General features: G+C 70.6%; 22 protein-coding genes. 7 read left to right on the forward strand and 15 right to left on the reverse strand.

Going from position 1 to position 25,065, the window contains the following annotated elements:
• Positions 1 to 29: 29 nt before the first annotated feature.
• Positions 30 to 800: a GntR family transcriptional regulator gene (locus tag AP234_RS22430; protein WP_055481660.1), complete on the reverse strand. Its 771-nt coding sequence runs from the start codon at positions 798 to 800 to the stop codon at positions 30 to 32.
• A 303-nt stretch (positions 801 to 1,103) separates the two neighbouring features.
• Between AP234_RS22430 and AP234_RS22435 the strand changes: the two genes are divergently transcribed.
• Positions 1,104 to 1,859 carry a glucose 1-dehydrogenase gene (locus AP234_RS22435; protein ID WP_055481661.1) on the forward strand — a complete coding sequence of 252 codons (756 nt, stop codon included), beginning with the start codon at positions 1,104 to 1,106 and terminating at the stop codon, positions 1,857 to 1,859.
• A 24-nt stretch (positions 1,860 to 1,883) separates the two neighbouring features.
• Here the strand turns inward: AP234_RS22435 and AP234_RS22440 are convergent, their stop codons facing one another.
• The 3 genes from AP234_RS22440 to AP234_RS22450 all read right to left on the reverse strand — a co-directional run bounded on the left by AP234_RS22440 (position 1,884) and on the right by AP234_RS22450 (position 5,772).
• Complete coding sequence (locus tag AP234_RS22440; protein ID WP_055481662.1) at positions 1,884 to 2,732, reverse strand: ATP-grasp domain-containing protein; 849 nt, start codon at positions 2,730 to 2,732, stop codon at positions 1,884 to 1,886.
• A 51-nt stretch (positions 2,733 to 2,783) separates the two neighbouring features.
• Complete coding sequence (locus tag AP234_RS22445; protein ID WP_055481663.1) at positions 2,784 to 4,310, reverse strand: glycoside hydrolase family 3 protein; 1,527 nt, start codon at positions 4,308 to 4,310, stop codon at positions 2,784 to 2,786.
• An 85-nt stretch (positions 4,311 to 4,395) separates the two neighbouring features.
• The gene (locus AP234_RS22450) at positions 4,396 to 5,772 is read right to left on the reverse strand and encodes an alkaline phosphatase D family protein (RefSeq protein WP_083502335.1); all 1,377 of its coding nucleotides are present in this window, start codon (positions 5,770 to 5,772) and stop codon (positions 4,396 to 4,398) included.
• 160 nt (positions 5,773 to 5,932) lie between these two features.
• Between AP234_RS22450 and AP234_RS22455 the strand changes: the two genes are divergently transcribed.
• A complete protein-coding gene (locus AP234_RS22455) occupies positions 5,933 to 6,601 on the forward strand; it encodes a TetR/AcrR family transcriptional regulator (RefSeq protein WP_055481665.1) in 669 nt (222 codons plus the stop codon).
• Between the two features lie 5 nt (positions 6,602 to 6,606).
• Positions 6,607 to 7,290: a DNA alkylation repair protein gene (locus AP234_RS22460; protein ID WP_055481666.1), complete on the forward strand. Its 684-nt coding sequence runs from the start codon at positions 6,607 to 6,609 to the stop codon at positions 7,288 to 7,290.
• 359 nt (positions 7,291 to 7,649) lie between these two features.
• Here AP234_RS22460 and AP234_RS22465 read toward each other — a convergent pair whose 3' ends face one another.
• The 4 genes from AP234_RS22465 to AP234_RS22480 all read right to left on the reverse strand — a co-directional run bounded on the left by AP234_RS22465 (position 7,650) and on the right by AP234_RS22480 (position 12,765).
• Complete coding sequence (locus AP234_RS22465; RefSeq protein WP_152990564.1) at positions 7,650 to 8,222, reverse strand: hypothetical protein; 573 nt, start codon at positions 8,220 to 8,222, stop codon at positions 7,650 to 7,652.
• A 398-nt stretch (positions 8,223 to 8,620) separates the two neighbouring features.
• Entirely contained in the window at positions 8,621 to 10,018 is a 1,398-nt protein-coding gene (locus AP234_RS22470; protein ID WP_055481668.1) for an aminobutyraldehyde dehydrogenase, read from the reverse strand.
• 69 nt (positions 10,019 to 10,087) lie between these two features.
• Entirely contained in the window at positions 10,088 to 11,479 is a 1,392-nt protein-coding gene (locus AP234_RS22475; protein ID WP_055481669.1) for an NAD(P)/FAD-dependent oxidoreductase, read from the reverse strand.
• On the reverse strand, positions 11,476 to 12,765 hold the full coding sequence (locus AP234_RS22480; RefSeq protein ID WP_055481670.1) for a nucleotide disphospho-sugar-binding domain-containing protein: 1,290 nt from the start codon (positions 12,763 to 12,765) through the stop codon (positions 11,476 to 11,478). Before AP234_RS22480 ends, AP234_RS22475 begins: the two co-directional genes overlap by 4 nt.
• Positions 12,766 to 12,871: 106 nt before the next feature.
• Between AP234_RS22480 and AP234_RS22485 the strand changes: the two genes are divergently transcribed.
• On the forward strand, positions 12,872 to 13,489 hold the full coding sequence (locus tag AP234_RS22485) for a TetR/AcrR family transcriptional regulator (protein ID WP_055481721.1): 618 nt from the start codon (positions 12,872 to 12,874) through the stop codon (positions 13,487 to 13,489).
• A gap of 218 nt (positions 13,490 to 13,707) precedes the next feature.
• On the opposite strand, the gene AP234_RS22490 is transcribed toward AP234_RS22485, so the two are convergent.
• From AP234_RS22490 to AP234_RS22505, 4 genes are read right to left on the reverse strand one after another with little or no spacing between them, the layout of a single operon-like run.
• Positions 13,708 to 14,790, reverse strand: a complete 1,083-nt coding sequence (locus AP234_RS22490) for an ABC transporter ATP-binding protein (RefSeq protein ID WP_055481671.1) — start codon at positions 14,788 to 14,790, stop codon at positions 13,708 to 13,710.
• The gene (locus tag AP234_RS22495; RefSeq protein WP_055481672.1) at positions 14,787 to 15,581 is read right to left on the reverse strand and encodes an ABC transporter permease; all 795 of its coding nucleotides are present in this window, start codon (positions 15,579 to 15,581) and stop codon (positions 14,787 to 14,789) included. The genes AP234_RS22490 and AP234_RS22495 overlap by 4 nt, the downstream gene beginning before the upstream one ends.
• Positions 15,574 to 16,440 carry an ABC transporter permease gene (locus tag AP234_RS22500; RefSeq protein WP_055481673.1) on the reverse strand — a complete coding sequence of 289 codons (867 nt, stop codon included), beginning with the start codon at positions 16,438 to 16,440 and terminating at the stop codon, positions 15,574 to 15,576. Before AP234_RS22500 ends, AP234_RS22495 begins: the two co-directional genes overlap by 8 nt.
• A complete protein-coding gene (locus AP234_RS22505; protein WP_055481674.1) occupies positions 16,437 to 17,534 on the reverse strand; it encodes a polyamine ABC transporter substrate-binding protein in 1,098 nt (365 codons plus the stop codon). The genes AP234_RS22500 and AP234_RS22505 overlap by 4 nt, the downstream gene beginning before the upstream one ends.
• Positions 17,535 to 17,658: 124 nt before the next feature.
• Between AP234_RS22505 and AP234_RS22510 the strand changes: the two genes are divergently transcribed.
• A complete protein-coding gene (locus AP234_RS22510; protein ID WP_055481675.1) occupies positions 17,659 to 18,765 on the forward strand; it encodes a hypothetical protein in 1,107 nt (368 codons plus the stop codon).
• 102 nt (positions 18,766 to 18,867) lie between these two features.
• On the forward strand, positions 18,868 to 19,839 hold the full coding sequence (locus tag AP234_RS22515; protein WP_055481676.1) for an SIS domain-containing protein: 972 nt from the start codon (positions 18,868 to 18,870) through the stop codon (positions 19,837 to 19,839).
• A 3-nt stretch (positions 19,840 to 19,842) separates the two neighbouring features.
• Here the strand turns inward: AP234_RS22515 and AP234_RS22520 are convergent, their stop codons facing one another.
• A complete protein-coding gene (locus tag AP234_RS22520; RefSeq protein ID WP_055481677.1) occupies positions 19,843 to 20,514 on the reverse strand; it encodes a ThuA domain-containing protein in 672 nt (223 codons plus the stop codon).
• Between the two features lie 153 nt (positions 20,515 to 20,667).
• Here AP234_RS22520 and AP234_RS38820 point away from each other — a divergent pair, with 153 nt between their 5' ends.
• On the forward strand, positions 20,668 to 22,836 hold the full coding sequence (locus AP234_RS38820; protein WP_055481678.1) for a serine/threonine-protein kinase: 2,169 nt from the start codon (positions 20,668 to 20,670) through the stop codon (positions 22,834 to 22,836).
• Between the two features lie 9 nt (positions 22,837 to 22,845).
• On the opposite strand, the gene AP234_RS22530 is transcribed toward AP234_RS38820, so the two are convergent.
• Together AP234_RS22530 and AP234_RS22535 are read right to left on the reverse strand one after the other, a co-directional pair.
• Complete coding sequence (locus AP234_RS22530) at positions 22,846 to 23,670, reverse strand: SAM-dependent methyltransferase (RefSeq protein WP_083502345.1); 825 nt, start codon at positions 23,668 to 23,670, stop codon at positions 22,846 to 22,848.
• A gap of 470 nt (positions 23,671 to 24,140) precedes the next feature.
• On the reverse strand, positions 24,141 to 24,983 hold the full coding sequence (locus AP234_RS22535; RefSeq protein ID WP_055481723.1) for a GNAT family N-acetyltransferase: 843 nt from the start codon (positions 24,981 to 24,983) through the stop codon (positions 24,141 to 24,143).
• Between the last annotated feature and the right edge of the window lie 82 nt (positions 24,984 to 25,065).

The raw sequence follows: 25,065 nt of genomic DNA on the forward strand, positions 1-25,065 counted from the left end.
CGACGGCGAGGAGCTGCGAGCTCGGTCGGTTACGGCCGAGAAGCCGACTGACGTTCCAGCTCGTATCGGATCAGGTGTTTGTCGGCGGGGAGCACGGAAACGGCGACCCGCACCGGCGTCTCCTCCCCGTCGTAACCGACCCGGACATGGACGATGACGGGCGTGCCGGGCTCCAGCCGCAGCCGCAGCGTCTCGTCCGAGGTGGGCATCCGCGCCGAGATGTCGTCGACGACCCTCGTCTGCGGGTGACCGAGCTCCTCCAGGACGCGGTTCGCTCCGCGGGTGATGTTCCCTGGCCGGGCGATCTCCGAGTCCGCCACCAGGTCGAGGGGGAAGTAGGAGTCGTTGGTGTTGTACGGCTGGCCGTCCACGAACCGCAGGCGGCGCCGGACGACCGCCAGGGCCCCGTCGGCGAGGGCGAGCCGCGTGGCGACGTCCTCGGGGGGTTCGACGATGGACACCTCGATGTTCTGGTCGGGCTCTCTGCCCTCCGCCGTCACCGCGTGCACGAACGAGTCGAGGCGGCGCTCGACCTCCTGGTCGCGGGACGGGAACTCGTCCTGGGGACGCATGAGCAGGGGGCGGCGCTCGCGTACGAACGTTCCACGACGGCGCATCCGCAGGATGAGGCCCTCGTTCTCCAGCTCCCCCAGGGCCAGCCTCACGGTGTTGCGGCTGACGCCGTGCGCCTCCATGAGGTCGGTCTCGGTCGGGATCTGGTCGCCTGGCGCGAGTTCGCCGGTGTAGATGGCCCGCCGCACCTCGGCGGCCACCTGCTGGTAGAGCGACGACCGTGCCATCTTTCCTCAATCCCACCTTTTGTTCCAACAAATCTAGACGATCTCCCTCTGACGGGGAACAACCCCTTGACCGGAGCGCGCGGGACCGCGATTATCCAAACGTTGGTACAAATCCATCCATTGGGTATGTCCACCGACTCCGCACGGTCGACCGGGGCTTCGACCTCAACCCTCGCCGAGGTCGAGGCCTCCGACCGGGGCGGAGCGCGTCCTGGCGGGTCCCCCACACCCGCCAGGACGCGTTCACTCCCGTTCGCGCCGCCGTCCCCGTACGCGAACCGACTGGTCGGTATGCTGCCGCGTATGACGCTGTTTTCTGTGGACGGCAAGACCGTCGTCGTGACGGGCGGTTCACGCGGGATCGGCAAGATGATCGCCAAGGGGTTCCGGGACGCGGGCGCGACCGTCTACATCTCCTCCAGGAAGAACGACGAACTGGCGGCCACCGCCGCCGAGCTGGGCTGCCACGCCGTCCAGGCGGACCTGTCGACGGCCGAGGGGGTCGAGACCCTGGTCGAGGCGGTGTCCGCCCGGGAGAGCAGGCTCGACGTCCTCGTCAACAACGCGGGAGCGAGCTGGGGCGCGCCGCTGGAGGAATATCCCGAGCACGCCTTCGACAAGGTCTGGAACATCAACGTCAAGGGCGTGTTCTTCCTGACCCGGCGGTTCCTGCCGCTGCTGCGCGCCGCCGCCTCCGCCGACGATCCGGCCCGGGTCGTCAACATCGGCTCCGTGGACGGCATCCACGTCTCCCCGATGGAGCACTACGCCTACTCGGCCTCGAAGGCGGCGGTGCACATGCTGACCCGGCAGCTGGCCCACCGGCTCGCGCCCGAATCGATCACGGTGAACGCCATCGCGCCCGGGCCGTTCGAGTCGAAGATGATGGCGTTCGTGCTGGACGATCCGGAGCTGCGCGGCGTCGTCGAAGGCCGGATCCCGCTGGGCCGCATCGGACGGCCCGATGATGTGGCGGGAGCGGCCATCTTCCTCGCCTCCCGCGCCGGCGCCTACCTCACCGGCGCGGTCATCCCGGTCGACGGCGGACTCACCTCCTGATCGCGCAGCGGGCCGAGAGCCCGTTCAGAGGAGATCGGCCAGCACCTGCGCGAACATGTCAGGTGCGGCGAGCTCGTACCGGAGGAAGAGGTACGGCTCGGTGAGTTCGAGCTCCATGAGCACCGGCTCGCCCTCCGGCGTCCTGGCCACGTCGACCCTGGCGTAGAGAAGGTCCGGCGGCACCTCGGCCAGTACGCGCTCGGCGAGGGCGAACTGGTCGTCGTCCGGATCTCGCAGCGTCGCCCGGCCGGCCGCGGTGACCTCGGTGTCCGACAGCATCGGGTGGCGCCGGACGGCATGGCTGAACTGCCCGCCGAAGTACAGCAGCGACAGCTCGCCCTCATGCTCCACGCTCTTCAGATAGGGCTGCACCATGACCGTACGGCCCTCGCCGAGGAGCCTGGCCGCGTGCTTCTCGGCCACCGCCCGGTCCGCGGTCCGCAGTGCGCCGCGCGCACCCGCCGAGATCGTGGGCTTGACCACGTACTCGTCCCAGACGGGGAACCCGCCCTCGGGCGACCCCTCCCCGGAGAACCCGGCACCGGGAGCTGCCCAGTGGGTGGGCACGGTCGGTGACCCGAGATCCCGCAGGTAGGTCTTGTCGGTGTTCCACTCGATCACCGAGGCGGGGTTGAACAGCCGCGTCGCCGCCCCGGCCCGGTGGGCCCAGGCGACGAACTCGTCCCGCCGCTCGATGTAGTCCCAGGTCGATCGGACGACGGCCGCGTCGAACGACGACCAGTCGACGCGTGGGTCGTCCCACACCACCGGCGAGCCCTCGATGCCGGCGCCGTACCATGCCGCCAGGACGGTCTCTCGCTCGTCGTCATCGCCTGCCACCGGATGGCCGGTTGTGACGTACGCGACCTTCATCTGGCCACCTCCGTAACATTCCGAGATCCTCATGCTACGGACGCGCGCCGCTCACTCGGGAACGGCGCCGGTCAGCACCTCGGCGACCGCCTGGCCGCAGACCCGGGCCGAGCCGTGGGTGGCGATGTGGGCGATGCCGAGGTCGGTGCGGCCGGGCAGGCCCATCTCCACGACGATGCCGTCGGGCCTGGCCGCGAGCAGCCGCTCCACCAGGCCGAGCTGCCAGAGATGGCGATGGGCGTCCCGTACGACCAGCACGAGCGGCCGGTCGGCGGCCTGCCCGAGCACCGTGTCCGACACCCCGTCCAGTGCGCCGGGCCCCGTGACGTCGGGCTCGGCCAGGCGGGCGACCGTGGTGCCGGGCAGCAGCTTGCTCAGCGGCTCCCCCGCGCCCCACGGCATGCCCTTGTCGATGGCCAGGTTGGTCTCCGGCGCCAGCTCGACCACATGCGGGGCCGCCGTCAGCGGGAGCACGGCCTCCGCCCCCGGCCTGCGGGTGATCCGCACGGCACGGCGTGCGGCCACCAGGCCGATCTCCGCCACCGGTCCGGCGACGGCTGAGGCGTCCGGGGCGGCGCGGTCCGCGAGCCAGGCGGCGAGGGCCCGCACCCGGTCCGCCGCTTCGGCGAGCCGCTCCTCGGGCAGCGTGCCCTCGGTGACGGCGTCGACGATGGCCGTGCGGATGTGGTCCATGGTGGCCTCGTCGGCGTTCTCCCCGCCCACGCAGACCGCGTCCGCCCCGGCGGTCACGGCGAGCGCGCTGGCACCGCCGATGCCGTACGGCCCGGAGACCGCGGCCATCTCGATGCCGTCGGTGACGATGAGGCCGTCGAAGCCGAGCTCGGTGCGGAGCAGGCCGGTGAGGATGTGCGGGCTGAGCGTGGCCGGCAGCTCGGGGTCGTGGGCGGGGACGAGCAGGTGGCCCGTCATGACGCAGCGCACGCCCTCGCGGATGGCCGCCAGGAACGGCCACAGCTCGACCTCGGCGAGCTCCTCCCGGGAGACCCCGACCCTCGGCACGCCGTGGTGGGAGTCCACCGACGTGTCGCCGTGGCCGGGGAAGTGCTTGGCGCAGGCGGCCACGCCGGTGGACTGCAGGCCGCGGATCCACGCCGTCGTATGCCTCGCCACCAGCAGCGGGTCGGCGCCGAACGAGCGCAGGCCGATCACCGGGTTGTCGGGGTTGGAGTTGACGTCGGCGGCCGGGGCGAAGTCCAGGTTGATGCCTGCGGCGTGCAGGTCCCGGCCGATGTCGCGGGCCACCTGCTCGGTCAGTTCCTCGTCGTCGACCACGCCGAGGGCGTAGTTCCCCGGCCGCGAGCTGCCCGTGCGCGCCTCGAGCCGGGTCACCTCCCCGGCCTCTTCGTCGATGCCGATGAGGACGCCGGGGTTCTCCGCGCGCAGTTCCGCGGTGAGACCGGCGACCTGGGCCGGGGTGGCGACGTTGCGGGAGAAGAGCACGACCCCCGCGAGCCCGCCGCCGAGCCGGCGCCGCACCCAGTCGGGAGCCGTGGTGCCCTCGAACCCGGGCAGGATGACCGTGTCCGCCAGACGGAGCAGATCGGGGCTTCGCTTCATGCTGCGCCCGCGAGGCAGTGTTGAGGCATGCCCCGCAATCTAATAGGAAAGTTTCCTATTTGCTAGTCCATCGGACGCCCGAATCTCACAGGTCGATCCGGCGCAGCCGGTTCTTCTCGACCCGGAAGGCGGCGACGGTGGACACCGGCGCGCCCCGCCGGTCCACGTAGTCGACCACCCGGTAGTCGGCGCTGAAGTCGTCCATGCTCGCCGTGCAGGACACATAGCCCCGGTGGCCGTCGAAGAACCCGATGTGCGGGTTGAGCTCGAGGATCGCCTTCGCGTCGGTGTCGGGCGGCATGCTGGTGACGGAGGTGCCGACGAACTCGACCCCGAGCGCGGCCGACTCCGGGTCGGCCCAGTCGGCGCGCAGGTCGCAGGCCCAGTTGTTGTGCACGTCGCCGCTCAGCACCACCAGCCCGTCGGGGGCTTCGGCGAGAACGCGGGCGCGTGAGTCGGGGAAACCGTCCCAGGCGTCGGCACTCGACGCTCCGTTCGGGAACCTCCGCCGGGCGAAGAACACGGCCTGCGCGAGCACCTTCCACCGGGCGGTCGAGGTCTTCATTTTGGAGATCAGCCACTCCTCCTGCTCGCGGCCGAGCATGTCCGGACCGCTGCGGTGCTGCCGGGCGTCGACGATCATGAAGTCGACCGCCCGGCCGTACGGCCGCAGGCGGAAGTTGCGCAGATCCGGCCCGGTCGGGCGCACCCGCAGCGGCAGATGCTCGTAGTACGCCCGGAAGGCGGCGGCCCGGCGGTTGAGAAAGGCCGACGGGCTGCCACCGTTCCCCGGCAGCGTCCCCGCCCAGTTGTCCCGCACCTCGTGATCGTCGGGGAGCGTGATCCACGGCGCGGCGGCGTGCGCCGCCTGGAGGTCGGGGTCCATGTGATAGCGCGCGTAGCGCCTGCGGTAGGCGGCGAGCGTGGTGCACTCGGCCTCCGACTCGAGCGGTCGTACGTAGCGGCCGGGACGGGGCTGCTTCGGCTTGCCGTACTCGTATATGTAGTCGCCGAGGTGGAGCACCACATCGGGCAGCTCGTCGGCGAGGTGGCGCAGCGCGGTGAAATGGCCGTGCTCGTAGCGCTGGCACGACGCGAAGCAGAACCGGACGGTGTCGGCGGAGTCCGGCGCGGGGGCCGTCTTGGTACGGCCGACGGGACTGACGTGGCCGTCGACGGAGAACCGGTAGAAGTACTCTGTGCCCGGCCGCAACCCGGCGACCCTGACGTGCACGCTGTGCGCCCAATCGGGCCTGGCTGCGGCGGTGCCGGACTGGACGACGCGGGCGAACCCGCGGTCCTCGGCCAGTTGCCATCGCACGCTCACGGTCCGATCGGGCATGCCGCCCGGCCGCTTCGCGTTCAGGGGATCGGGAGCCAGCCGGGTCCACAGGACGACCCCGTCGGGTAACGGCTCTCCCGAAGCGACTCCCAGCGTAAATGGGGTACCAGATTTCGCCATGGGCCCGATCCTGCCGCAGCGAAAGCTCCCGTGACGTCGAGTCGCCGGCCGGGGTCCGAGGTTCGGTGCGCCGGCCCACGGGAACGCGGGGTGCTGCCGGTCAAGGTCTGGAACTCCGGAAGCCGTCCTCCGCGGGGGACGGAGGGGCCACAATGGGAGCGTGAGCCAGCGAAAGTACTCGGGCGGCACCACCGCTCCGGCGAAGGCGAGACGGACGATCGCCGTGGGCGGCCCGGCGTCCGAGCGGCGTGACCACCTGGTGAAGCTCGCCGCCGAACTCTTCGCGCGCAAGGGCTTCCAGGCCACCACGGTCCGGGAGATCGCCCTGGAGGCCGGCATTCTCTCGGGAAGCCTCTACCACCACTTCGACTCGAAGGAGACCATCGTCGATGAGGTTCTCCGTACCTTCCTCGAGGACGTGACCGTCCGCTACCGGGCCGTGGTGGGCGGCGGTCGCGATCCCCGCTCGGTCCTCTCCGAGATGGTGCGGGTCGGATTCGGCACACTGGAGGCGCACCGCGCGGCCATCACGGTCATGCAGAACGACTGGAACTACCTGCGGTCGCTTCCCGGCGACCGCTTCGGCTACCTGGAGCGGGCCGAGGACGAGGTCGAGCGCATGTGGGTGGAGCAGATCGAGCGCGGCCAGGCCACGGGCCGGTTCCGAGCCGACGTGGATCCGAAGCTCACCTACCGGATGATCCGCGACACCATCTGGGTCACCGCCCGCTGGTTCCGCCCCGACGGGCATCTGGACACCGACGCCCTCGCCGACCACTTCGTCAAGGTGCTGTTCGACGGCCTCGCCTCCGGCGAGAAGACCGGCTGATCGCGATGACGACACTCGTCGAGAAGGTGCGGATCGCGCTGACCGAGGTGGCCGATCCCTCACGCGCCCCGGCCATGGCCGCCTACATGAAATCGGTCATGCCGTTTCTCGGGGTGACCTCCGTGCCCCGGCGGAACGCGCTGCGCCGGGTCTTCCGGGAGCACCGCCTGGAGTCGGCGCCGGAGTGGCGCAGGGCCGTGCTCGCGCTGTGGCGGGAGGCCGAGTACCGCGAGGAGCGGTACGCCGCGATCGAGCTCGCCTCCCACCGCTACTACCAGTCGTGGCAGACGCTCTACACGGTTCCGATGTACGAGGAAATGATCGTCACGGGCGCCTGGTGGGACGTCGTGGACGACATCGCGGTGCACCGGATCGGGACGCTGCTCGAGCGATATCCCGACGCGATGCGCCCGCTCATGCTGGAGTGGGCGAACGACTCCGACATGTGGAAGCGGCGCGCCTCGATCCTGTGCCAGAACTCCTTCAAGAAGCGCACCGATCTCGGCCTGCTGCACGCGTGCATCGAGCCGAACCTGTCGGACACCGAGTTCTTCATCCGTAAGGCCATCGGCTGGGCCCTGCGGGAGTACGCCAAGACCGACCCGGACGAGGTCGTCCGCTACGTCGACCATCAGGGCATCAGTGGCCTGAGCCGGCGCGAGGCGCTGCGCAACCTCCCGACCTCCTAGGTGGTGTAACGGACACCGCCGAGGAAGACCCGATCCCTGATCGGCTCCGGTCGCCGCGCCGGGAGGAGGCTCCCGGTCCGCCGCCGGGCCCCACGGAGCGGGGCCCGGCATGCGGTCCTCGCCCCCTCCCGCTCCGCTTCCCGCCACCCGGGCCGACGATTACAGCGAATGGCTCGAGGTTCTCCCCCGGCGCGTCCTTGTGGACGGGCCGGGGGAGAACCGCTGCGATCCGCTTCGAGAGTCCTTCCTGCCGCGTACGGGCAGCTTCGGAAACGCTCCCCGGATGTCGCGGATTCCGCGCGTACTCACCGGGAAAGGCCGCCAGGACTCTCTCTCAGTGGGACCTGGTCGCGCCCCGATCAGAAGCCGTCGACCCCGTCAGCGAAACGCCGGATCGGCTGAATCCGGCGGATCGGCTGAATGACCCGCTGCACCGGCTGGACCTGGATCGGCTGGATCAGCCGCTCACGCACGACCGGCTGCCGGACCACCCGCTGCAGCGGCTGGACCAGCACGGGCTGGGCCACCTGGCGGGCCCGCTGCTGGTTCGGCACCTCGTTCAGGTTCTGGTTGTTGTTGAACCAGCCCTGGCCGCCGAACATCGCACGGTTGTTGAGCCAGTTGTTGAGGAACTGCTTGTCGTCCCTGTTGGACTTCTGCTGGAACCCGAGCACAACGTCCTTGACGGCCATGCCGAGGTTTTCACGCGAGTTCCTGTTGTCCGCCCTGGCCTGCTGGCCCCACCAGTTGAACTGCGGGTTGAACCAGGCGTTGTTGTTCCAAAGGTGGTTGTTGTGGTTGTTGAGGTTGTTGTTGTTGTTGGCATTGTTGTTCGGGCCCGTGGTGGCCCCGGCGGCGGTGGCCCCCAGGGTCACCATGCCCCCGGCGAGCGCGGCGCCGAGTGCCAGCCCCGCGAAGACCTTCGCGAACATCGTCATTATGTTCCCCCCGTTCTCTGATTTTCCCCGAGACATCAATCCCGAATATATGGATGAATGCCCTCGCAATCCATTGTCGGTTACCTTTCCTGTGCATGTTGATTTCCAGCCGGATGCCGCCACAAACAGACATCTGCGACTTTTAATCTACCATTATCTCTCTATGGATGCGTTCATACAATAAACACCCCTATTGCTGTAATATGTCCGTTTTATCCACGTGGACAAATCGGCTCGACGGCGACGGCGAGGCATCGGCCTGACAACTCGATACGGCATCACCCGATAATCAGGACATATGCCTATAAATGCTGTTAATACGGAGTCGAACATGAGAAGGCCCGGGGTGGTCGACACCACCCCGGGCCAGGCCCGTCAGTTCGGGGGACTCGTCAGGCGGGCCGGAAGGAGTCACGGGCCGCCGGCGCGGCATGCTTGATCATGAGATGCCGGGTGACCGAATACTCCTGCACCGCCTCCTGGCTCATGTCCTTGCCGAAACCGCTGCCCTTGACCCCGCCGTGGGGAGCCTCCGAGGCGATGGGGAGGTGGTCGTTCACCCAGGTCACGCCGACGTCCAGCCGGTGGGACACGCGCAGCGCGCGCGACACGTCGCCGGACCAGACCGACGAGGCCAGGCCGTACGGCGTGCCGTTGGCGAGGCGGACCGCCTCGTCCTCGTCGTCGAACGGCATGGCCACCAGCACCGGGCCGAAGATCTCGCCCTGCACGATCTCGCTCGACTGGTCGGCATCGGCGATGAGCGTCGGCGCGTAGTAGAAGCCCGGGCCGTCCACCGGCGCTCCGCCGCAGACGATCCGGCCGGACGCCCTGGACACGAAGCCGTGCACCCGGTCGCGGTGGGCCGCCGAGATCAGCGGGCCGATGTCGGAGTCAGCGGCCCAGGGGTCGCCCGGCCGCACCCGCGCCAGCGTCTCGCGTAGCGCCTCCACCGCTTCGGCGTACCGCGACCTCTCGATGTAGACGCGGGTGGCAGCGGTGCAGTCCTGGCCCGTGTTGTAGGTGGCGCCCATCACGACCCCCGCCGCCATCTCCTCCAGCGACGCGTCGGCGAAGACCAGCGCCGGGGCCTTGCCGCCCAACTCCAGGTGGACCCGCTTGAGCCCGTCGACCGCGCCCCGCATGACGGCCCGGCCGGTGTCGGTCGAGCCGGTGACGCTGACCATGTCCACGCCCGGGTCGGTGACCAGCGCCTGGCCCACCTCGGCTCCGCCGGTCACCACCCCCAGCAGACCTTCCGGTGCGCCCGCGCGGGCGAACAGCTCGGCGAGCCGCAGGGTGCTGCGCGGTGTGGCGGGCGCCGGCTTGATGACGACGGCGTTGCCGGCGGCGATCGCCGGCCCGATCTTCCAGATCCCCATGATGAACGGGAAGTTCCACGGCGCGATCGAGCCGACGACCCCGACCGGCCGCCTGACCAGCACGGAGGTGTAGCCCGGGCTGAAGACGCCGGCGCCGGTGCCCTCCAGCGACCTGGCGGCCCCAGCGAAGAACCGCAGGTTGTCGACCCCGAACGGCAGCTCGCCGTCCCGGAACACGGCCGCCGGCTTGCCGGTCTCCTCGACCTCCAGCCGGGTCAGCTCCTCGGCGTCCTGCTCGACCAGGTCGGCCACGCGCAGCAGCACCCGCGCCCGCTCCCCCGGCGTCGTCTCACGCCACTGCTCGTAGGCCTCCCTGGCCGCGCGTACGGCCGCCGCCACGCCGTCCGCCGACGTGTCCGGCACCTCACCGAGCACGCGCCCATCTGCGGGATTGATCAAAGTGGTCATGGGACTCCCCCTGTTCGGTCTGTGCCCTGTTTCCTCTGGGCGGCGGATTCATGGCGCGCGGCGGGCGGTTCAGCTGTCGAAGCCGACGCCGAAGCGGTCCAGGAGGCGTAACCAGGGACCGCGGCGGCCCTCGTTGTCGTCGGCCCGGGCCAGCGCCCGGCGGGTGATCTCGACCACCGGCCAGCGCAGCGGCTCCGGCGGGAACGGCACCGGATGGCGGCGGACCATGCGCAGCCGGGTCCGCTCGGTGGACCGTCCGGCCAGCAGGTCGAGACCGACCAGCGCGCCGAATCTCGACGCCCCGACGCCGAGGCCGGTGTAGCCGAGGGCGTAGGCCACCCGGCCCCCCATGGCCGTACCGAAGAACGGGGTGAAGCGGCTGGTCGAGTCGATCACCCCGCCCCACCTGTGGGTGAAGCGCAGGCCGTGGAGCTGCGGGAAGGTCTCGAAGAAGTGCACGGCGAGCCGCTTGTGCGTGGCGTCTCGCTGCTCGTGGCCCGAGCCGCCGAAGTTGTAGATCGCGTCGTATCCGCCCCACAGGACGCGGTCGTCCGCGGTGAGCCGGTAGTAGTGGAACCGGTTGCCCGCGTCGGTCAGCCCCTGGGCCTCCGGCCAGCGGAGTGAGGCGCGCTGGGCGGGCGAGAGCGGCTCGGTGACGAGCACGTAGTCCCAGACCGGCAGGACGAAGTTGCGCAGCCTGCGCAGGACAGCGGGGAAGGCGTTGGTCGCCAGCAGCACCTGTCCCGCGTAAAGCACGCCCCCGGCGACCGGCCCAGAGGCCGTACGGGTGACCACCTCGACGCCGGCGCGTGCCCGCGTCAGCGCGGTCACCTCGGTGTCCTCGTGGATCCTGACGCCGAGCCGTTCCGCGACCCGGGCCAGCCCCCAGGTGAGCGCGGCCGGGTCGACGAGGCCGCCCGTGCCGCGCAGCCGGAGCCCGCCGAGATAGGTGGGCGAGTCGACGTCGGCGCGCATCTCGTCGCGGTCCAGGAACACCGCGTCCTCGCCGTGCTCGCGGTGCAGCTTCTCGGCCCGCCTCAGCTCCGCCAGTTGGTACGGCTCCACCGCCACGGTGGTCTTGCCGACCAGCCGGAGGTCGGCGTCGATGTCGTGCTCCGCCACGAAGTCGGCGATGGCCGCGAGATTGGCCCGGCCGAGCGTGAGCAGCGTCCCGATCTCCGCGGGCCACAGGCGCGACCCCTGGGCGAGGCCGTGGGTCAGCGAGTCGGCGATGAATCCGCCGTTGCGGCCGCTCGCGCCGTACGCGACCGACCGGCGTTCGACGAGGACGACGTCGCAGGCGGGGTTCTCCTGCTTGGCCAGCACGGCGGCCCACAGGCCGGTGAGACCGCCGCCGACGATCAGCAGGTCGGCCGTAGCGCGGCCGCGCAGCGGCTCCCAGGGACCGGGCGCCCCGGGCCTGTCGGTCCAGAAGACCCGGGGCGCGGCATCCTTGATCACTTGGCGGCGATCTTCTCGATCACGTCCGCGGCGGCGCGCACTCCGTCACGGCCGCGGATCTCCTCCCCTGCGGCCGCCAGCCTGGCCCGCAGCCCGGCGTCGCCGAGCAGCCGCTCGATCGCCCCGGTCAGCTCCTCGTCGGCGAAGCCGTAGGTGTCGAGGCGGACGCCGAGCCCGGTCTCGTCGATCCGCTGGGCGTTGTCGTACTGGTCCCAGAAGATCGGCAGCACGATCATGGGCTTGCCGAAGTGCAGCGTCTCGGTCACCGTGTTGTTGCCGCCGTGCGTGATCACCAGGTCGACCATGGGGATGATCTTCGTCTGCGGCACGAACTCGGCGCCCCACATGTTCGGCGCGAGCTCGATCTCGGCGTGCAGCGGGCCCTTGGAGACGATGTAGCGGTGCGGCGTCCGGCCGAGTACGGAGATCACCCGGCGCATGAGCTCCAGGTCGGCCGAGCCGAGCGAGCCGAGCGAGAAGTAGATCAGCGAGCCCTCGCCGGGGATGTCCGGCAGCGTGAACTCCTCATCGGTCTCGCGTACGGACGAGTCCAGCCGCGTCCAGGAGTCGCCCAGCGGCCGGTCGGCGACGTAATCGATGATCTCGGGATAGACGTAGAGGTTAGCGTTGCCCTCGTGGATGAACTCGAGATCGCGCAGCGGCGGCGCGCCCTGCTCCACGACCCACTCGTTGAAGGCCGTCCACATCTCGCGGTGGGTCCGGTCGTACTCGGCGCGGAACTCCGCCCAGCCGGTGCCGTCCGCTGGCAGCCCGGAGAAGGTCGGCGCGACACCCGGCCCCGTGACCTCCAGCGGGTTGCACGAAACGATCCGGACGAACGGCACGCCGGCCGTCACGAGGGCGGGGAACGCGAGGACGTTGTCCTCGACGACGACGTCCGGACGGACCCGCTCGATGATCTCCTTGAGCCGCGGCTCGCAGTACTTGGCGCCGTCGATGAGCGCCTGCCAGATCGGCTTGACCACCGTCTCGAGCTGCTCCCGGGTGCTCTTGCGGTACTCCGGGGCGGTCTCGCGGATGAAGTCCTTCCAGAACTGGCCGGGGTCCTGGTCGGCCGCGCTCTCGTCCACGGGCGCCGGCGGCTCGAGGTCGACCAGTTCCTCCTCGAAGCCCAGCGCCGTCAGCTTGCCCTTCCACGACGTCTCGGCCGCGAACACCACCCGGTGGCCACGGCGGCGCAGCACGTCGCCGATGCCGATGCAGTTGTTGGTCGGCCCGTAGGCGCTCTCCGGCATGAACAGAATCGTCAGCGGCTTGTCCGTCATCTGGGGACTCCTCGGAACTCTAGTTGAACCGAGATTCAAATACGAGACTGGTAGAGCCGTCAAGAGCTGGGAGATTATGGTGTCGCATCAGATGAAGCGGAGCGGAATGACTCAGCGCAAGAGCAAGGCGGACCGGCGGCTCGACCTCATCGACGCGGCACGGCGGGCGATGATCCAGCACGGCACGGAGGGTGTCCACCTCAACCAGATCGCCGAGGAGGCGGGCCTCACCTCCGGCGCGGTGCTTTACCACTACCCGAACCTTCGGGACCTGCTCATCGAGGCCCACCAGGCCGGCATGGAGCGCTTCTACGAGCAGCGGGTGAAGAAGATCAGCGGCATCGCCGACCCGGCGCGCAAGCTCGTCGTCACGATCCGATCCGGGCTGCCCGAGGGCGCCGACGACACCGGTGTGCGGCTGCTGTGCGAGCTCGGCGGCGCAGCGGGCCGCAACCGCGTGTACGCGACGCTGCTGACCACGCTGTTCGACCGGCAGGTGTCGATGTACCAGACGATCCTGGAGACGGGCGCCGCCCACGGCGTCTTCACGCTGGCGCAGGACTCCGAGACCATCGCCCGCAATCTGGTCGCGCTCGAGGACGCGTACGGCTACCGCATCATCGCCCGCCATCACTCGATCGACCCCGAGAAGGCCGTCGAGCTCATCCTCGACTACGCCCGCCTGGCCACCGGCAACCCCCTCAAGACCACCGGCCGCCGCTAACCCCTCTCCCGTGATCTTGCGAATACAAGATCACAAACGACTCGAGCGCAGGTCAGACGGCTCGCATGCGAGAAACTGCATGATCACGGAGTCGAACAGCGCAGGTCAGGAGGATGGCTTGCGAGAAACTACAAGATCACGGGAGCCTGGGGGGCCTGGGGCTGGGGGGCCGGGGGGCTGGGGCTGGGGGGCCGGGGGCGGGGGCCTCATGTCGGCGGCTACTGGGTCTGAATCTCTCCCAGCGGGATGAGCGCGCTGTCCGCGGCGTCCCAGCTCAGGGCGACCCGTACGCCCGCCTCGACCCGGGCCGGGCCCTGGGTGGCCACCAGCACGTGCCCGTCGTGGCCCGGCACGGTCAGCGCCACGTGCGAGGTGCCGCCGTAGAAGCTCACGTCCACGACCGTCCCCGTCAGCACGCCCGCCTCCCCCTCCTCCGGGGCGGCCGGGGAGACCGGGGCGAGGCCGACCCGCTCCGGACGGATCGCGAGCAGTGCCCCGGCTCCCTCTTCGAGCCCGTCGACGGGCGCAGGCAGCACACCGAGCCCGCTCACCTCGAACCGCCCGCCGGTCACCCGGCCCTCGAAGAGGTTGTTGGCGCCGACGAAATCGGCCACGAACGGCGTGCGCGGCCGTTCGTAGAGGTCCACGGGGGCGTCGACCTGCTCGACCCGGCCGCCGCGCATCACCGCGATGCGGTCGGCGAGCGACATCGCCTCCTCCTGGTCGTGGGTGACCACGACGAACGTGATGCCGACCTCGTTCTGCAACCGCTTGAGCTCGAGCTGCATCTCCGCCCTGACCTTCTTGTCCAGGGCGGACAGCGGCTCGTCGAGCAGCAGCAGGAGGGGCCGCTTGACGATGGCCCGCGCCAGCGCGACCCGCTGGCGCTGGCCCCCCGACAGCTCGTGCGGCCTGCGGCGCGCCTGGGCGGCCAGGCCCACGGTCTCCAGCACCTCGCCGACCCGGGTGCGGATCTCCTGGCGGGGCAGCCCCTCCCGCTCCAGGCCGTACGCCACGTTCCTCTCCACGCTCATGTGCGGGAACAGGGCGTACGACTGGAACATGAGGTTGACCGGGCGGCGGTGCGGCGGGACGGCGAGCAGGTCGGCGCCGTCGAGGAGCACCGAGCCGCTGTCCGGCTGCTCGAACCCGGCCAGGATGCGCAGCAGCGTCGTCTTGCCGCAGCCGGACGGACCGAGCAGGGCGAAGAACTCACCCTGCCGGATGTCGAGGCCGACCGAGTCGAGCGCGGTCACCTGGCCGAACCGCCGGCTGACGCCGTCGATGGAGATGAGTGTCATTTCAGTGCCTCGGTCAGCCTGGTCATGCGCTGGGCGACGATGACGACGGTGAAGCTCACCGCGAGCAGCAGCGTCGCCAGCGCGTTGATCTCGGGAGTGACGCCGAACCGCACCATGGAGTAGATGACGATCGGCAGGGTCGGTTCTGACGGCGCGGCCGTGAAGAACGCGATCACGAACTCGTCGAGCGAGAGCGTGAACGCGAGCAGCGCGCCGGCGAGGATGCCCGGGGCGAGCGTGGGCAGCGTCACCGTGAAGAACGTGGTGAGCGGGGTCGCGCCGAGGTCCCGGGAGGCCTCTTCGAGCGAGGTGTCCATGTGGCTGAGCCGCGCGCGTACGACCGCCGACACGAACGCCATGCCGAAGACCGTGTGCGCGATCAGCACCGAGTGCAGGCCCAGCGTCATCTTGACCGAGGTGTAGAACACCAGCAGGCCGATCGCCAGGACCAGGTCCGGCAGGATCGCGGGCAGCGTCGAGAGCGCGTCGAGCAGCCGCGACCTCGTGTATCGCGCCAGGCCGACGGCGAGCAGCGTGCCGAGGACGGTCGACAGCGCCGTCGCCCCGAACGCCACGATCAGCGTGTTGGCCAGGCCGCCGCGGATCGCGTCGTTCTCCAGGAGCCTGCCGTACCAATCGAGGGAGAAGCCGTCCCACGTGTACGGCGTCTTCGCCCGGTTGAACGACATGATCACCAAAACGGCGATCGGCGCGTACAGGAACAGGTAGGTCAGCCAGAAGGGCAGCCGCAGCCAGCCGAGGCCGCCCGCCGCGCCGGATCGGTCACGCATCGCGCCCCGCCCTCCGTGCCGCCCAGGCCTGGGCGAACAGCAGCAGTACGAGCACGGCGATCACGGCCAGCGCCAGCACCGAGCCGAACGGCCAGTCGCGTGCCTTGAGGAACTGGTCGCGGATGAGGTTGCCGACCATGATCCGGCGGCCGCCGCCGAGCAGCTCGGGGATGACGAAGTTGCCCAGGCTCGGCACGAACACGAACACGCATCCGGTCAGCACGCCCGGCAGCGACAGCGGGAGCGTCACCGACCAGAACGTCCTGGCCGGTCGCGCGCCGAGGTTCGCCGACGCCTCGCGCAGGCTCGGGTCCAGCCGCTCGATCGCCGAGTAGAGCGGGAGGATCATCAACGGCAGGTACGCGTACAGGAGCCCGGCGACGATCGCGCCGTCGGTGTAGAGCAGCTCCACCGGGCCGAGGCCGAGCGCCTTCAGCCCGGAGTTGACCAGCCCCTCCGAGTTGAGCAGCACGATCCAGGCGTACGTCCTGATCAGGAAGTTCGTCCAGAACGGCAGCACGACCGCCACCAGGGCGATGACCTTCCACTTCGCCGGCAGCTTGGCGATCATGTACGCCGTCGGATAGCCGAGCAGCAGCGCCAGCAGCGTCGTGAGCACCGCGAGCTTCACCGACCCGGCCACGACGTCGAGGTAGAGGGGGTCGGCCAGGCGGGCGAAGTTCTCCCCCGTCGGCTCGTAGACGACGCCGCCGAACCTGCCCCGCCGGAACACCGTGTAGCTCAGCACCAGCGCCAGCGGGAACAGCAGGAAGACGGTCAGGAAGCCGAACCCAGGGCCCAGCGTCGCGAGCCGGCCCGCCGCCCTGCGGACGGCGACGACGGACGGTCGGCCCGTCATTGCGCCGCCGAGACCTCGGTGGACAGCCGGGTGAACGCGGTCGACGCCTCGCCGAGGTCGATCAGGCTCTCACCCTTGAGCAGCTCGGCCGGCGGCTGCGCCAGCGCGGGGTAGCTCTCGAGCAGCTTGGGGTCGAGGGCGTCCATCGCCGCCTTGTTGGGGATCTTGTAGAGGATGTTCTCGGCCACCCAGCCGTGGACCTCGGGGTCGAGGATGTAGTTGATGAAGGCGTGCGCCGCCTCCTTGTTCTCGGAGCTCTTGAGGATCACCATGGTGTCCGCCCACAGGTCGCTGCCCTCGGACGGCACGACGAACTCGATGTTCTTCTCCTCGGTCGGGCACCACCCGTCCCAGGCCTCGACCAGCACGGCCTCGCCGGACTTGAGACGGTCGCCGAACGTCGTGTCGTCGTAGGCCAGCAGGTCGGGCTTGACCTTCAGCAGCATCTCCTTGGCCTTGTCGAGCACGGCCTGGTCGGTCGTGTTGACCGAGGCGCCGAGCACCTTGAGCGCGGGCAGCGCCAGCCACCGTTCGGTGGTCATCATGGTGATCTTCTTCTTCAGCTCGGCCGGCGGGTCGAGCAGGTCGTTCCAGCTCGTCGGCGGGGTCTTGACGAGATCGCTGCGGTAGCAGAGCCCGGTGGTGCCCCAGGTGTACGGGACCGAGAACGTGTTGCCCTTGTCGTAGGCGAGCTGGGCGGCCTCGGGGTAGAGGTTCTCGAGGTTCGGGATCAGGTCGGCGTGGAGCGGCTCCAGCAGGCCCTGGGCGTTCAGCGCCTGCGCGTACTGTCCGGACACGAACGCGACGTCGATGCCGCTGTCGCCGCCGGCGGTCAGCTTGGCGACGATGGTCTCGTTCGTGTCGTGGATGGCGACCTTGGTGTCGAACCCGAGCTTCGCCTTCACCCGCTCCGGCAGGTCCTTCGGGCTGTATCCGTCCCAAATCGAGATCGTCAGGCTCTGCTTCGACAGGTCCGCGTTCGCGTCGAGCGTCGCTGGCGCGGCCGCCGAGTCGGTGGTGGCGGCTCCGCCGCACGCGGTCAGAGCGAACGCCAGGCAGGCGGAGGCCACGGCGACGGGCACGCGGCGTGTCATGGGGGCTCCTTACGACGGGGGTGGCGGCAAGTGTTGCAGGACAGCTCAACGTAGACAAGACTTTGTCTGTCGACCGTGACCTTTATGTTTGTGATTCTTGTTGAACTGAAATTCAGGAGATCGCATGGACGCGCCCCGCTGGCCTCACGTCGCGGAGGCATCCGACGGGACGCTCACGCTGACGGCGGCGGAGGGCGTCACCTCGTCCGTCGTACGTGCCCTGGCGGATGACGCCGACCCGCCGCGGCCCTTCTCCGTGCGCTCGTTCGCGCCGCTGCCCGTCACGGCGCACGGGGAGCGGCCGATCACGGTCGACCAGACCAACCACTCGGTGATCGTGGGCGAGAGCGTGGTGGTCAAGTGGTTCCCCCGGCCCGGCCGCGGCCGGCATCCGGCCCTCGATCCGCTCGCCCATCTCGCCGGCTTCGCCCGTACGGCCAGGCCGTACGCCGCGATCTTCTGGGAGGACGCGCTGGTCGCCCTGGTGACCGCCTACCTGCCGGAGGCGCGGGACGGCTGGGAGTGGTGCGTGGACGAGGCGGCCGGCGGGGGCACGGACTTCGCCGCCGAGATCGGCCGCCTCGCCGCCGAGCTGCACCTGGCGATGGCGACGCCGTCGGAGATCTTCCCCGATCCCGTACGGCTCCCACCGCCCGGAGCCGACGCCGTACCGGCCTATGGCACGCGGGCCGAGGAGGCCCTGCGCGCGGCGCTCGCGCTGACCGACGGGGCGGACGGCGCGTGGCTGGCCGCGCGCGCCGAGGTGCTGCGCGGCGAGCTGGCCCGGCTCGCCCGGCCGGTCCGTACGCCCCTGATCCGCATACACGGCGACCTGCACGTGGGCCAGATCCTGCGGTGGCGGGACGGTTACGCCGTGGTCGACTTCGACGGCAACCCGACGGTCGCCGCGGACGACGGCGCGGCGTTCCAACCGGCGGCACGCGATCTGGCGCAGCTCGCGACGAGTCTCGATCACGTCGGCCAGGTGGCGATCAGGCGCAGGTCGGCGGACCCGGCGCGGGTGGCGGACTGGGTGGCGACCACCCGGGCCGAGCTGGTCGGCGCTTACACGGCCGCCCTCGACGGGGCAGGCCGGCCCGAGCTGCTGGACCGGTCGCTGCTGCGGCCGTTCGAGATCGAGCAGGAGTGCCGCGAACTGATCTACGCCGCCCGGCACCTGCCGCGCTGGCGATACGCGCCCATGGGCGTGCTGCGCTCGTGGTTTTCCTGATCACCGCGCACGTCTGTGCGAGATCACGATAGGTGTCGGGCCAGGTCGAAGGGCCTGCCTGCGAGAAAAAGTAAGTTCACGGGAAGAGGGGAGAGGGTGGCGGTGGACGCCGGGCTTTATCGGGCCGACCTCGAGGCCAAGCCGGAGACGCTGGGGGCGCTGGCCGACCATCTCGAACGGCGTGACCCGTTCGACGGGTGGCCGGAGGACTTCGACCGGATCGTCTTCCTCGGCATGGGGAGTTCACGGTACGCGGCGGGCGTGGCGGCCCAGCGGCTCCGGGCGGCCGGGGTCGACGCGGTCGCGGAGTACGCCTCCGCCTCGCTCGGCACCCGGCCGGGGCCGCGGACCGTGGCCGTGGCGATCTCGGCGACCGGCGGCAGCCGGGAGACGCTCGACGCGCTGGCCCGCCACACCGGCGAGTCGTTCGTCGTGGCGATGACGAACGCGCCGGGCTCGCCGGTCACCAAGGGCGCCGACCTCGTGGTGCCGATGGTCGCGGGTGAGGAGCGCGGCGGGGTGGCCTGCCGCACGTTCCAGCACACGCTGGCCCTGCTGCTCACGCTCGCCGCCGGTTTGCCGCGTGGGATCTCGGCTTCGCCGGGCAAGGCGGTCGCCGGGCTCGTACGGCGGGCGGCCGAGGCGACGGCCGACCTGCTCGACCGGCGCGGCGAATGGCTGGCCGACGCCGCCGCGCTGCTCGACGGCCCGGACGGCGTCTACATGATCGCACCGGCCGGACGGCTGTCGTCGGCCGAGCAGTCCGCGCTCATGGTCCGCGAGGGGCCGCGTCGCCAGGCCGACGCCTGCGAGACCGGCGACTGGGCGCACGTCGACGTGTACCTCACCAAGACCCGCGACTACCGGGCCATCGTGTTCCCCGGCTCGCCCTACGACGAGCAGGCGATGGACTGGATCAGGCAGCGCGGCTCGACCGTGCTCACGGTCGGGGGCGAGCTGGCCGGTCAGGCGGGCTCGATCCGCTACCGGCACGACGACGACCCCGACGTGGCGCTGCTCACCGAGACCCTGGTCGCCGAGCTGATCGCCGCCGAATGGTGGGCACGCGCCTGACGGTCAGCCGGTCCGGTCGACACGGTCGACGAGCCAGCGGGCGGTCCGCCGGATCAGCTCCCGGTGCACGGGGTTCTCGTACGACCGGAGGTCGTGTCCCAGCGCGTCGTAGGCCACCCTGCCGTGCCGTACGGCTCGCGCCCACAGCATGGGCTGCCCGTGCGCGGTCGCGAGCGGCTCGACGCCCGGCACGACGTCGAGGTCGGTGTAGACCTCGTCGATCACCTCGAAGTCCGGCAGCCCGTCGACGATCGGATGCCCCGTGCCGATCTCGACGGCGGCCGGGCCGATCGGCGGGTGATAGGACCTCCCCCACCGCCAGGCGCCGCCGAGGATCTCGACCCACTCCGGCCAGTCGTCGAAGCAGAGCGACGCGGTGTGCACGCAGAGCAGGCCACCGCCCCGGTCGAGGTGATCGAGCAGCGCGGTCCTGGCCGCCGGCGGCGTCTCGAACCGCCACCTGTCCCGCTGGTCGGCGAAGTCATGGCCGTCCATCCGCCAGCGGAACGCGTTGACGGTGATCAGCTCCACCTCGGGGGGCTCGGCGAGGGCGCCCGCGACGTCCTCGGTGATCTCGGATCGGACGCCTACCTCGGCGAGGACCTCGGCGAGAGCCGCGGACGTGGCCGGGAAGTCGTGCGCCACGCCCCCCGACAGGATGAGGTTCCGTACCATGCGCAGCACTTCATCACATGCGGCCGGTTCATCACGGGGCGGCGGGGTGACCGGGAGGTGAGAAGTAAGGCCCCGAGGTGACAGTTATGGACCGGTGACAGGCGGCCTTACGGATGAGACCTTGGTTCAGGGGCTATCCGAGGGGGCGGGGACATGGACGCCTGGTCGGTTCCGGAATACCGGGAAGTGCGTGAGCTCGGGGCGGGCGGCACGGGCAGAGTGGTGCTCGCCACCTACAGCGAGACCGGAGCCTATGTCGCCGTCAAATATCTGCGCGACGAGCTGCGGCACGATCCCGTGTTCCTGGAGAGCTTCCGGCGCGAGGCCCGGGTCATGGTGGAGCTCGACGATCCCGCCATCGTGCGGCTCTACGAGTACGTCGAGTCCCGCGACGGCGCGGCGATCGTCATGGAGCTGATCGACGGGGTCTCGCTCCGCAGGATCCTCGCCGAGCACGGGTCGACCGGCCCGGAGGCGGCGCTGGCCGTGCTGAAGGGCTCGCTGCGGGGCCTGTCGGTCGCACACGCCGCGGGCATCGTGCACCGGGACTACAAACCGGAGAACGTGCTGGTCCAGGCCGACGGCACCAGCAAGCTCTCCGACTTCGGGATAGCCACGCCCAGCGGAGATCCCGCCGTGCCCGCCGGCACGCCGCCCTACATGGCGCCGGAGCAGTGGGACGCCGGGCCCTCCGGACCCGCCGCCGATGTCTACGCCGCCACCTGCGTGTTCTTCGAGTGCCTCACCGGGCGCAAGCCGTACCGCGCCGAGGATCTGACCGCGCTGCGGCACCAGCACAACAGCGCGCCCATCCCGGTGGTCGACGCGCCGATCCCGGTACGCCGTCTCATGGCGCGGGGACTGGCCAAGAACCCGGCGGACCGGCCGGCCACCGCCCTGGCCTTCCTGACCGAGTTGGAGACGGCGGCCGCCGGAGTGTACGGACCCGACTGGGAGCGGCGGGGCCGCCGTCGCCTGGCCGAGCTGGCCACCCTGCTGGCGCTGACGTTCCCGCTGGCCGCCCCGGCCGAACCGATCGAGGTGGGCACCTCGATCGCCCAGACCTCTCTCGGCGGCGCACGGCCGACGTCGGTCCCGCGCACCGGGGCCTCGTTCCGCCGGCGGCCGCCGCGTCGCGGGCCGCTCGCCGATCGGCGGCTCCATCCGGCACCCCGTTTCACGCTCGGCGCGGCGCTGCTGTCGGCCATGGTGATCGCGGCGATGGTCGCGGCCGACCGCGGCGTGCCCGTGGCCCGGATGCTCCCCCAGCAGAACGGCCTCACCCCGCCGTCCCAGGTCGCCCCGCCGCAGGACGCGGGCGCGTCCTCCCCGGGGAAGCCCGGGACGCCCGTCCCCTCTCCCGGGCCGTCCATCCCCTCCCCGGGATTCCCGGCGGCTCCACCCGATGCGCATCCGGACGAGCCGGCCTCGGCCGATCCGGCCCCCGTAAGGGTCGCGCAGCGCGGCTCCCCGGTGACCGGTCCCACCACCGCACCGGCCCCCAGTCCCGTCGAACCGCCCGCCACCGGGCGGCCGGACCCCACCCCGGCCCCGGCGTCTCCCGGCCCCGCCACGCCCGCGCCGCTGAAGGTGACCGCGCTCGACATCGCCGAGTTCGACGGTGAGGCGGCGACGATCCGGGTGAAGACCACCGGCGACGCACGCACCCTGCTCACGGTCCGGTTCGCCGAGGGCCCCTCCCCCGGCCGGCTGGGCTCCGGCCCGCGCCGGACGATCCCTCTGCGGGGTGCGACCTCCTACGAGCAGACCGTCGAGTACGGCTTCGCGCGGCCGGAGTGCGGCACCACCGTCTACCGGCGGGTGACTGCCACGACGAGGCCGGCCGCGACGGGCGGGAAGCAGTCCAGGCTGCTGAAGGTGCGCGGCCCGGCCTGCCCCGAGACCGCCGTCGACTCCTGGGACGGCACGGTGGCCGCCGTCCGGGTGACGGCGGCGGACGCGTCGGATCCGGTGGATCTCACGGTCGCCTTCACCCAGCGGCTGACGTACGCCGGACGGACCGTCACGGTCCGGCGCGACGAGACGCGGACGTTGTCCGGCTCACGGGACTACACGGCGTCGTTCGAGATCGCCTTCAAGCGGCCGGAGTGCGGCTTCGCGGAGGTCAGGAGCGTCAGCGCCACCGTCTCGCCGGGCGGGGCGACGGCCTCGGCCCAGGTCGTGACGGAAGGTGACCCCTGCCCCGGCGACGCCCCCTCCCCGAGCCCGTCCCCTGAGCCGAGACGTGGCGCGGACGAGCCCGTGAGGAGTCCGGACGACGCTCCCGTCGACCAGACGGCGGGCGAGTCGTCCGCCCGCTGACCTGCCAGGTCAGGGCTTTCTGGCGAGCGCGCCGTACTGCGGCACCAGCGGCGGCTCCCCGCCGATGTCGACGGGCTCCGGCCGCCAGCGGGAACACGCGACCAGGCCTGGCTCCAGCAGTTCGAGGCCGTCGAAGAATCGGGCGATCTCAGCACCCGTGCGCGCGGTGATCGGCGGCTTGGCGTTCTCGTTCCAGAACCGCATGGCCGCCACGTTGACCTCGCCGCCCAGCTCCAGCGTGGGATGGGTGACGGCCAGATGGCTGCCGGGCGGGACCGCCGACATCAGCCGGCGCACGATCCGGCGCGCCTCGTCACCGTCGAGCACGAAGTTCAGGACGCCGAGCATCATGAGCCCGATCGGCCGGGTGAAGTCCAGCGTCCGCGCCGCTGATCGCAGGATCTCGTCGGGATCGCGGGCGTCGGCGTCGATGTAGTCGGTGGCCCCCTCCGGGGAACTGGTGAGCAGGGCACGGGCGTGCACCAGCACGAGAGGGTCGTTGTCGACGTAGACGACCCGTGCCTCCGGCGCCGTCCGCTGCGCGATCTCATGGGTGTTGTCGACGGTCGGCAGGCCGGTGCCGATGTCCAGGAACTGCCGGATGCCCGCCTCTCCGGCCAGATATCGGACCACGCGGCGCAGGAACGCCCGATCGTGCCGTGCCACGTCGGCGATATGCGGAAACATCCCGGAGATGTGATCCCCGACCTGGCGGTCGATCGCGTAGTTGTCCTTGCCGCCGAGCCAGTGGTTCCAGACGCGCGCGTTGTGCGCCACGCTGCCGTCCACCTGTTGTGCGCCGGACCCGCCGGAGGCCGACGACGTGTCTGTCACAGGTGATCCCTCTTCTCCCCGGCTTCGCCGGATCAGGTCACGGTAGTCCTCGATCTCCGTCTCTACCACGATTGACGGATCTTGCTCAATCCCCGCCGCTCCCGGCGGCGTACGGCAGGCCACCGAATCGTGGATAGCGGTTTCTGCCCTTTACGGTGGGTCGCCGTACGGTCACACTTGGAACGTTCGATTGCCAGGACATCGGAGCGGGAGGGAGAACGGCATGGTTCCGGGTTGCGGACAGTGCTCGTGCAGCTTGGAGGAACGACCTCCGCGATGGCAGACCACCATCGAGAAGTAGGAAAACGGCCCGGGACCCCCCGGGCCGTTCCACATCCCCTGAAGCGGAGCGCGGGATGGCAGGGAGCGGAGCGCGGGATCGCAGGCAGCGGACCGGAGCTTCCTCCCGGCGCAGCGACCGCACCGATCAGGGACCTCCCCGGCGGTGTCCGTTCAACTCGGCCGATGCCCTAGAACAGGACGGACATGAAGGTGTCGACGTCCTGGAAGCCGACCTTCCGGTAGGCGGCCCGCGCGGGCAGGTTGTAGTCGTTCACATAAAGGGTGACGAGTGGGGCGAAGTATTTCAGTGCCTGCTCCACGACGGTCGCCATGCCGGCCACCGCGTGTCCTCGGCCCCTGAGCTCGGGATCCACCCACACGCCCTGGATCTGGCACGCCTGGGGGGTGACCGCGCCGATCTCCGCCTTGAACACCACCCGGCCGTCGTCGATCCTCGCGTAGGAGCGGCCGATGCGGATCAGCTCCGCCACCCTCGACCGGTAGAGCGCGCCGCCGTCCCCGCTGTCCGGCGGAACCCCGACCTCCTCGGTGAACATCGCCACGCAGGCCGGCAGCAGGACGCCGAACTGCTCGGGGTGGACCCTCCGTACGAGCGGGTCCGGTTCGACGGACGGCAGCGACCGGGTCGCCATGACCGGCTGCGACCTCCTGATCGCGCGGGCCGGACCCCAGTGCGGCTCCAGCCGCTCCCACAGCCGCTCGACCGCCTCGGCCGGACCGACGATCGACGAGCAGCGCCGGCCCTGCTTGCGCGCCCGGTCGGCGAACGCGTGCACGGCCTCACGGGTGGCGTTGACCGGGACCAGGTTGGCCCCGGCGTAACACAGGGATATGAGCCCGCCTCGCGGGCCGAATCCCCACATCTGGCCGCCGAGCCGCGAAGTGTTCAGCCCCACGGCCCTGACCCGGGAGGCGACGAACACGTTGGCGACCGGGTCCGTGTCGAGGAGCGCCAGCACCTCGTCGCGATCGCTGTCGTCGAGCACACGCGACGCCGATGTTCGCAGCATCACGGGCCCAGCCTACGCGACCTTGTTGTCTTTGGAACTCAGCCGGTGCCGGGCGAATGCGGGTCGTCCGTCGTTCCGGGCA

The organism is Sphaerimonospora mesophila, assembly GCF_001417795.1.
Lineage (GTDB): Bacteria > Actinomycetota > Actinomycetes > Streptosporangiales > Streptosporangiaceae > Sphaerimonospora > Sphaerimonospora mesophila.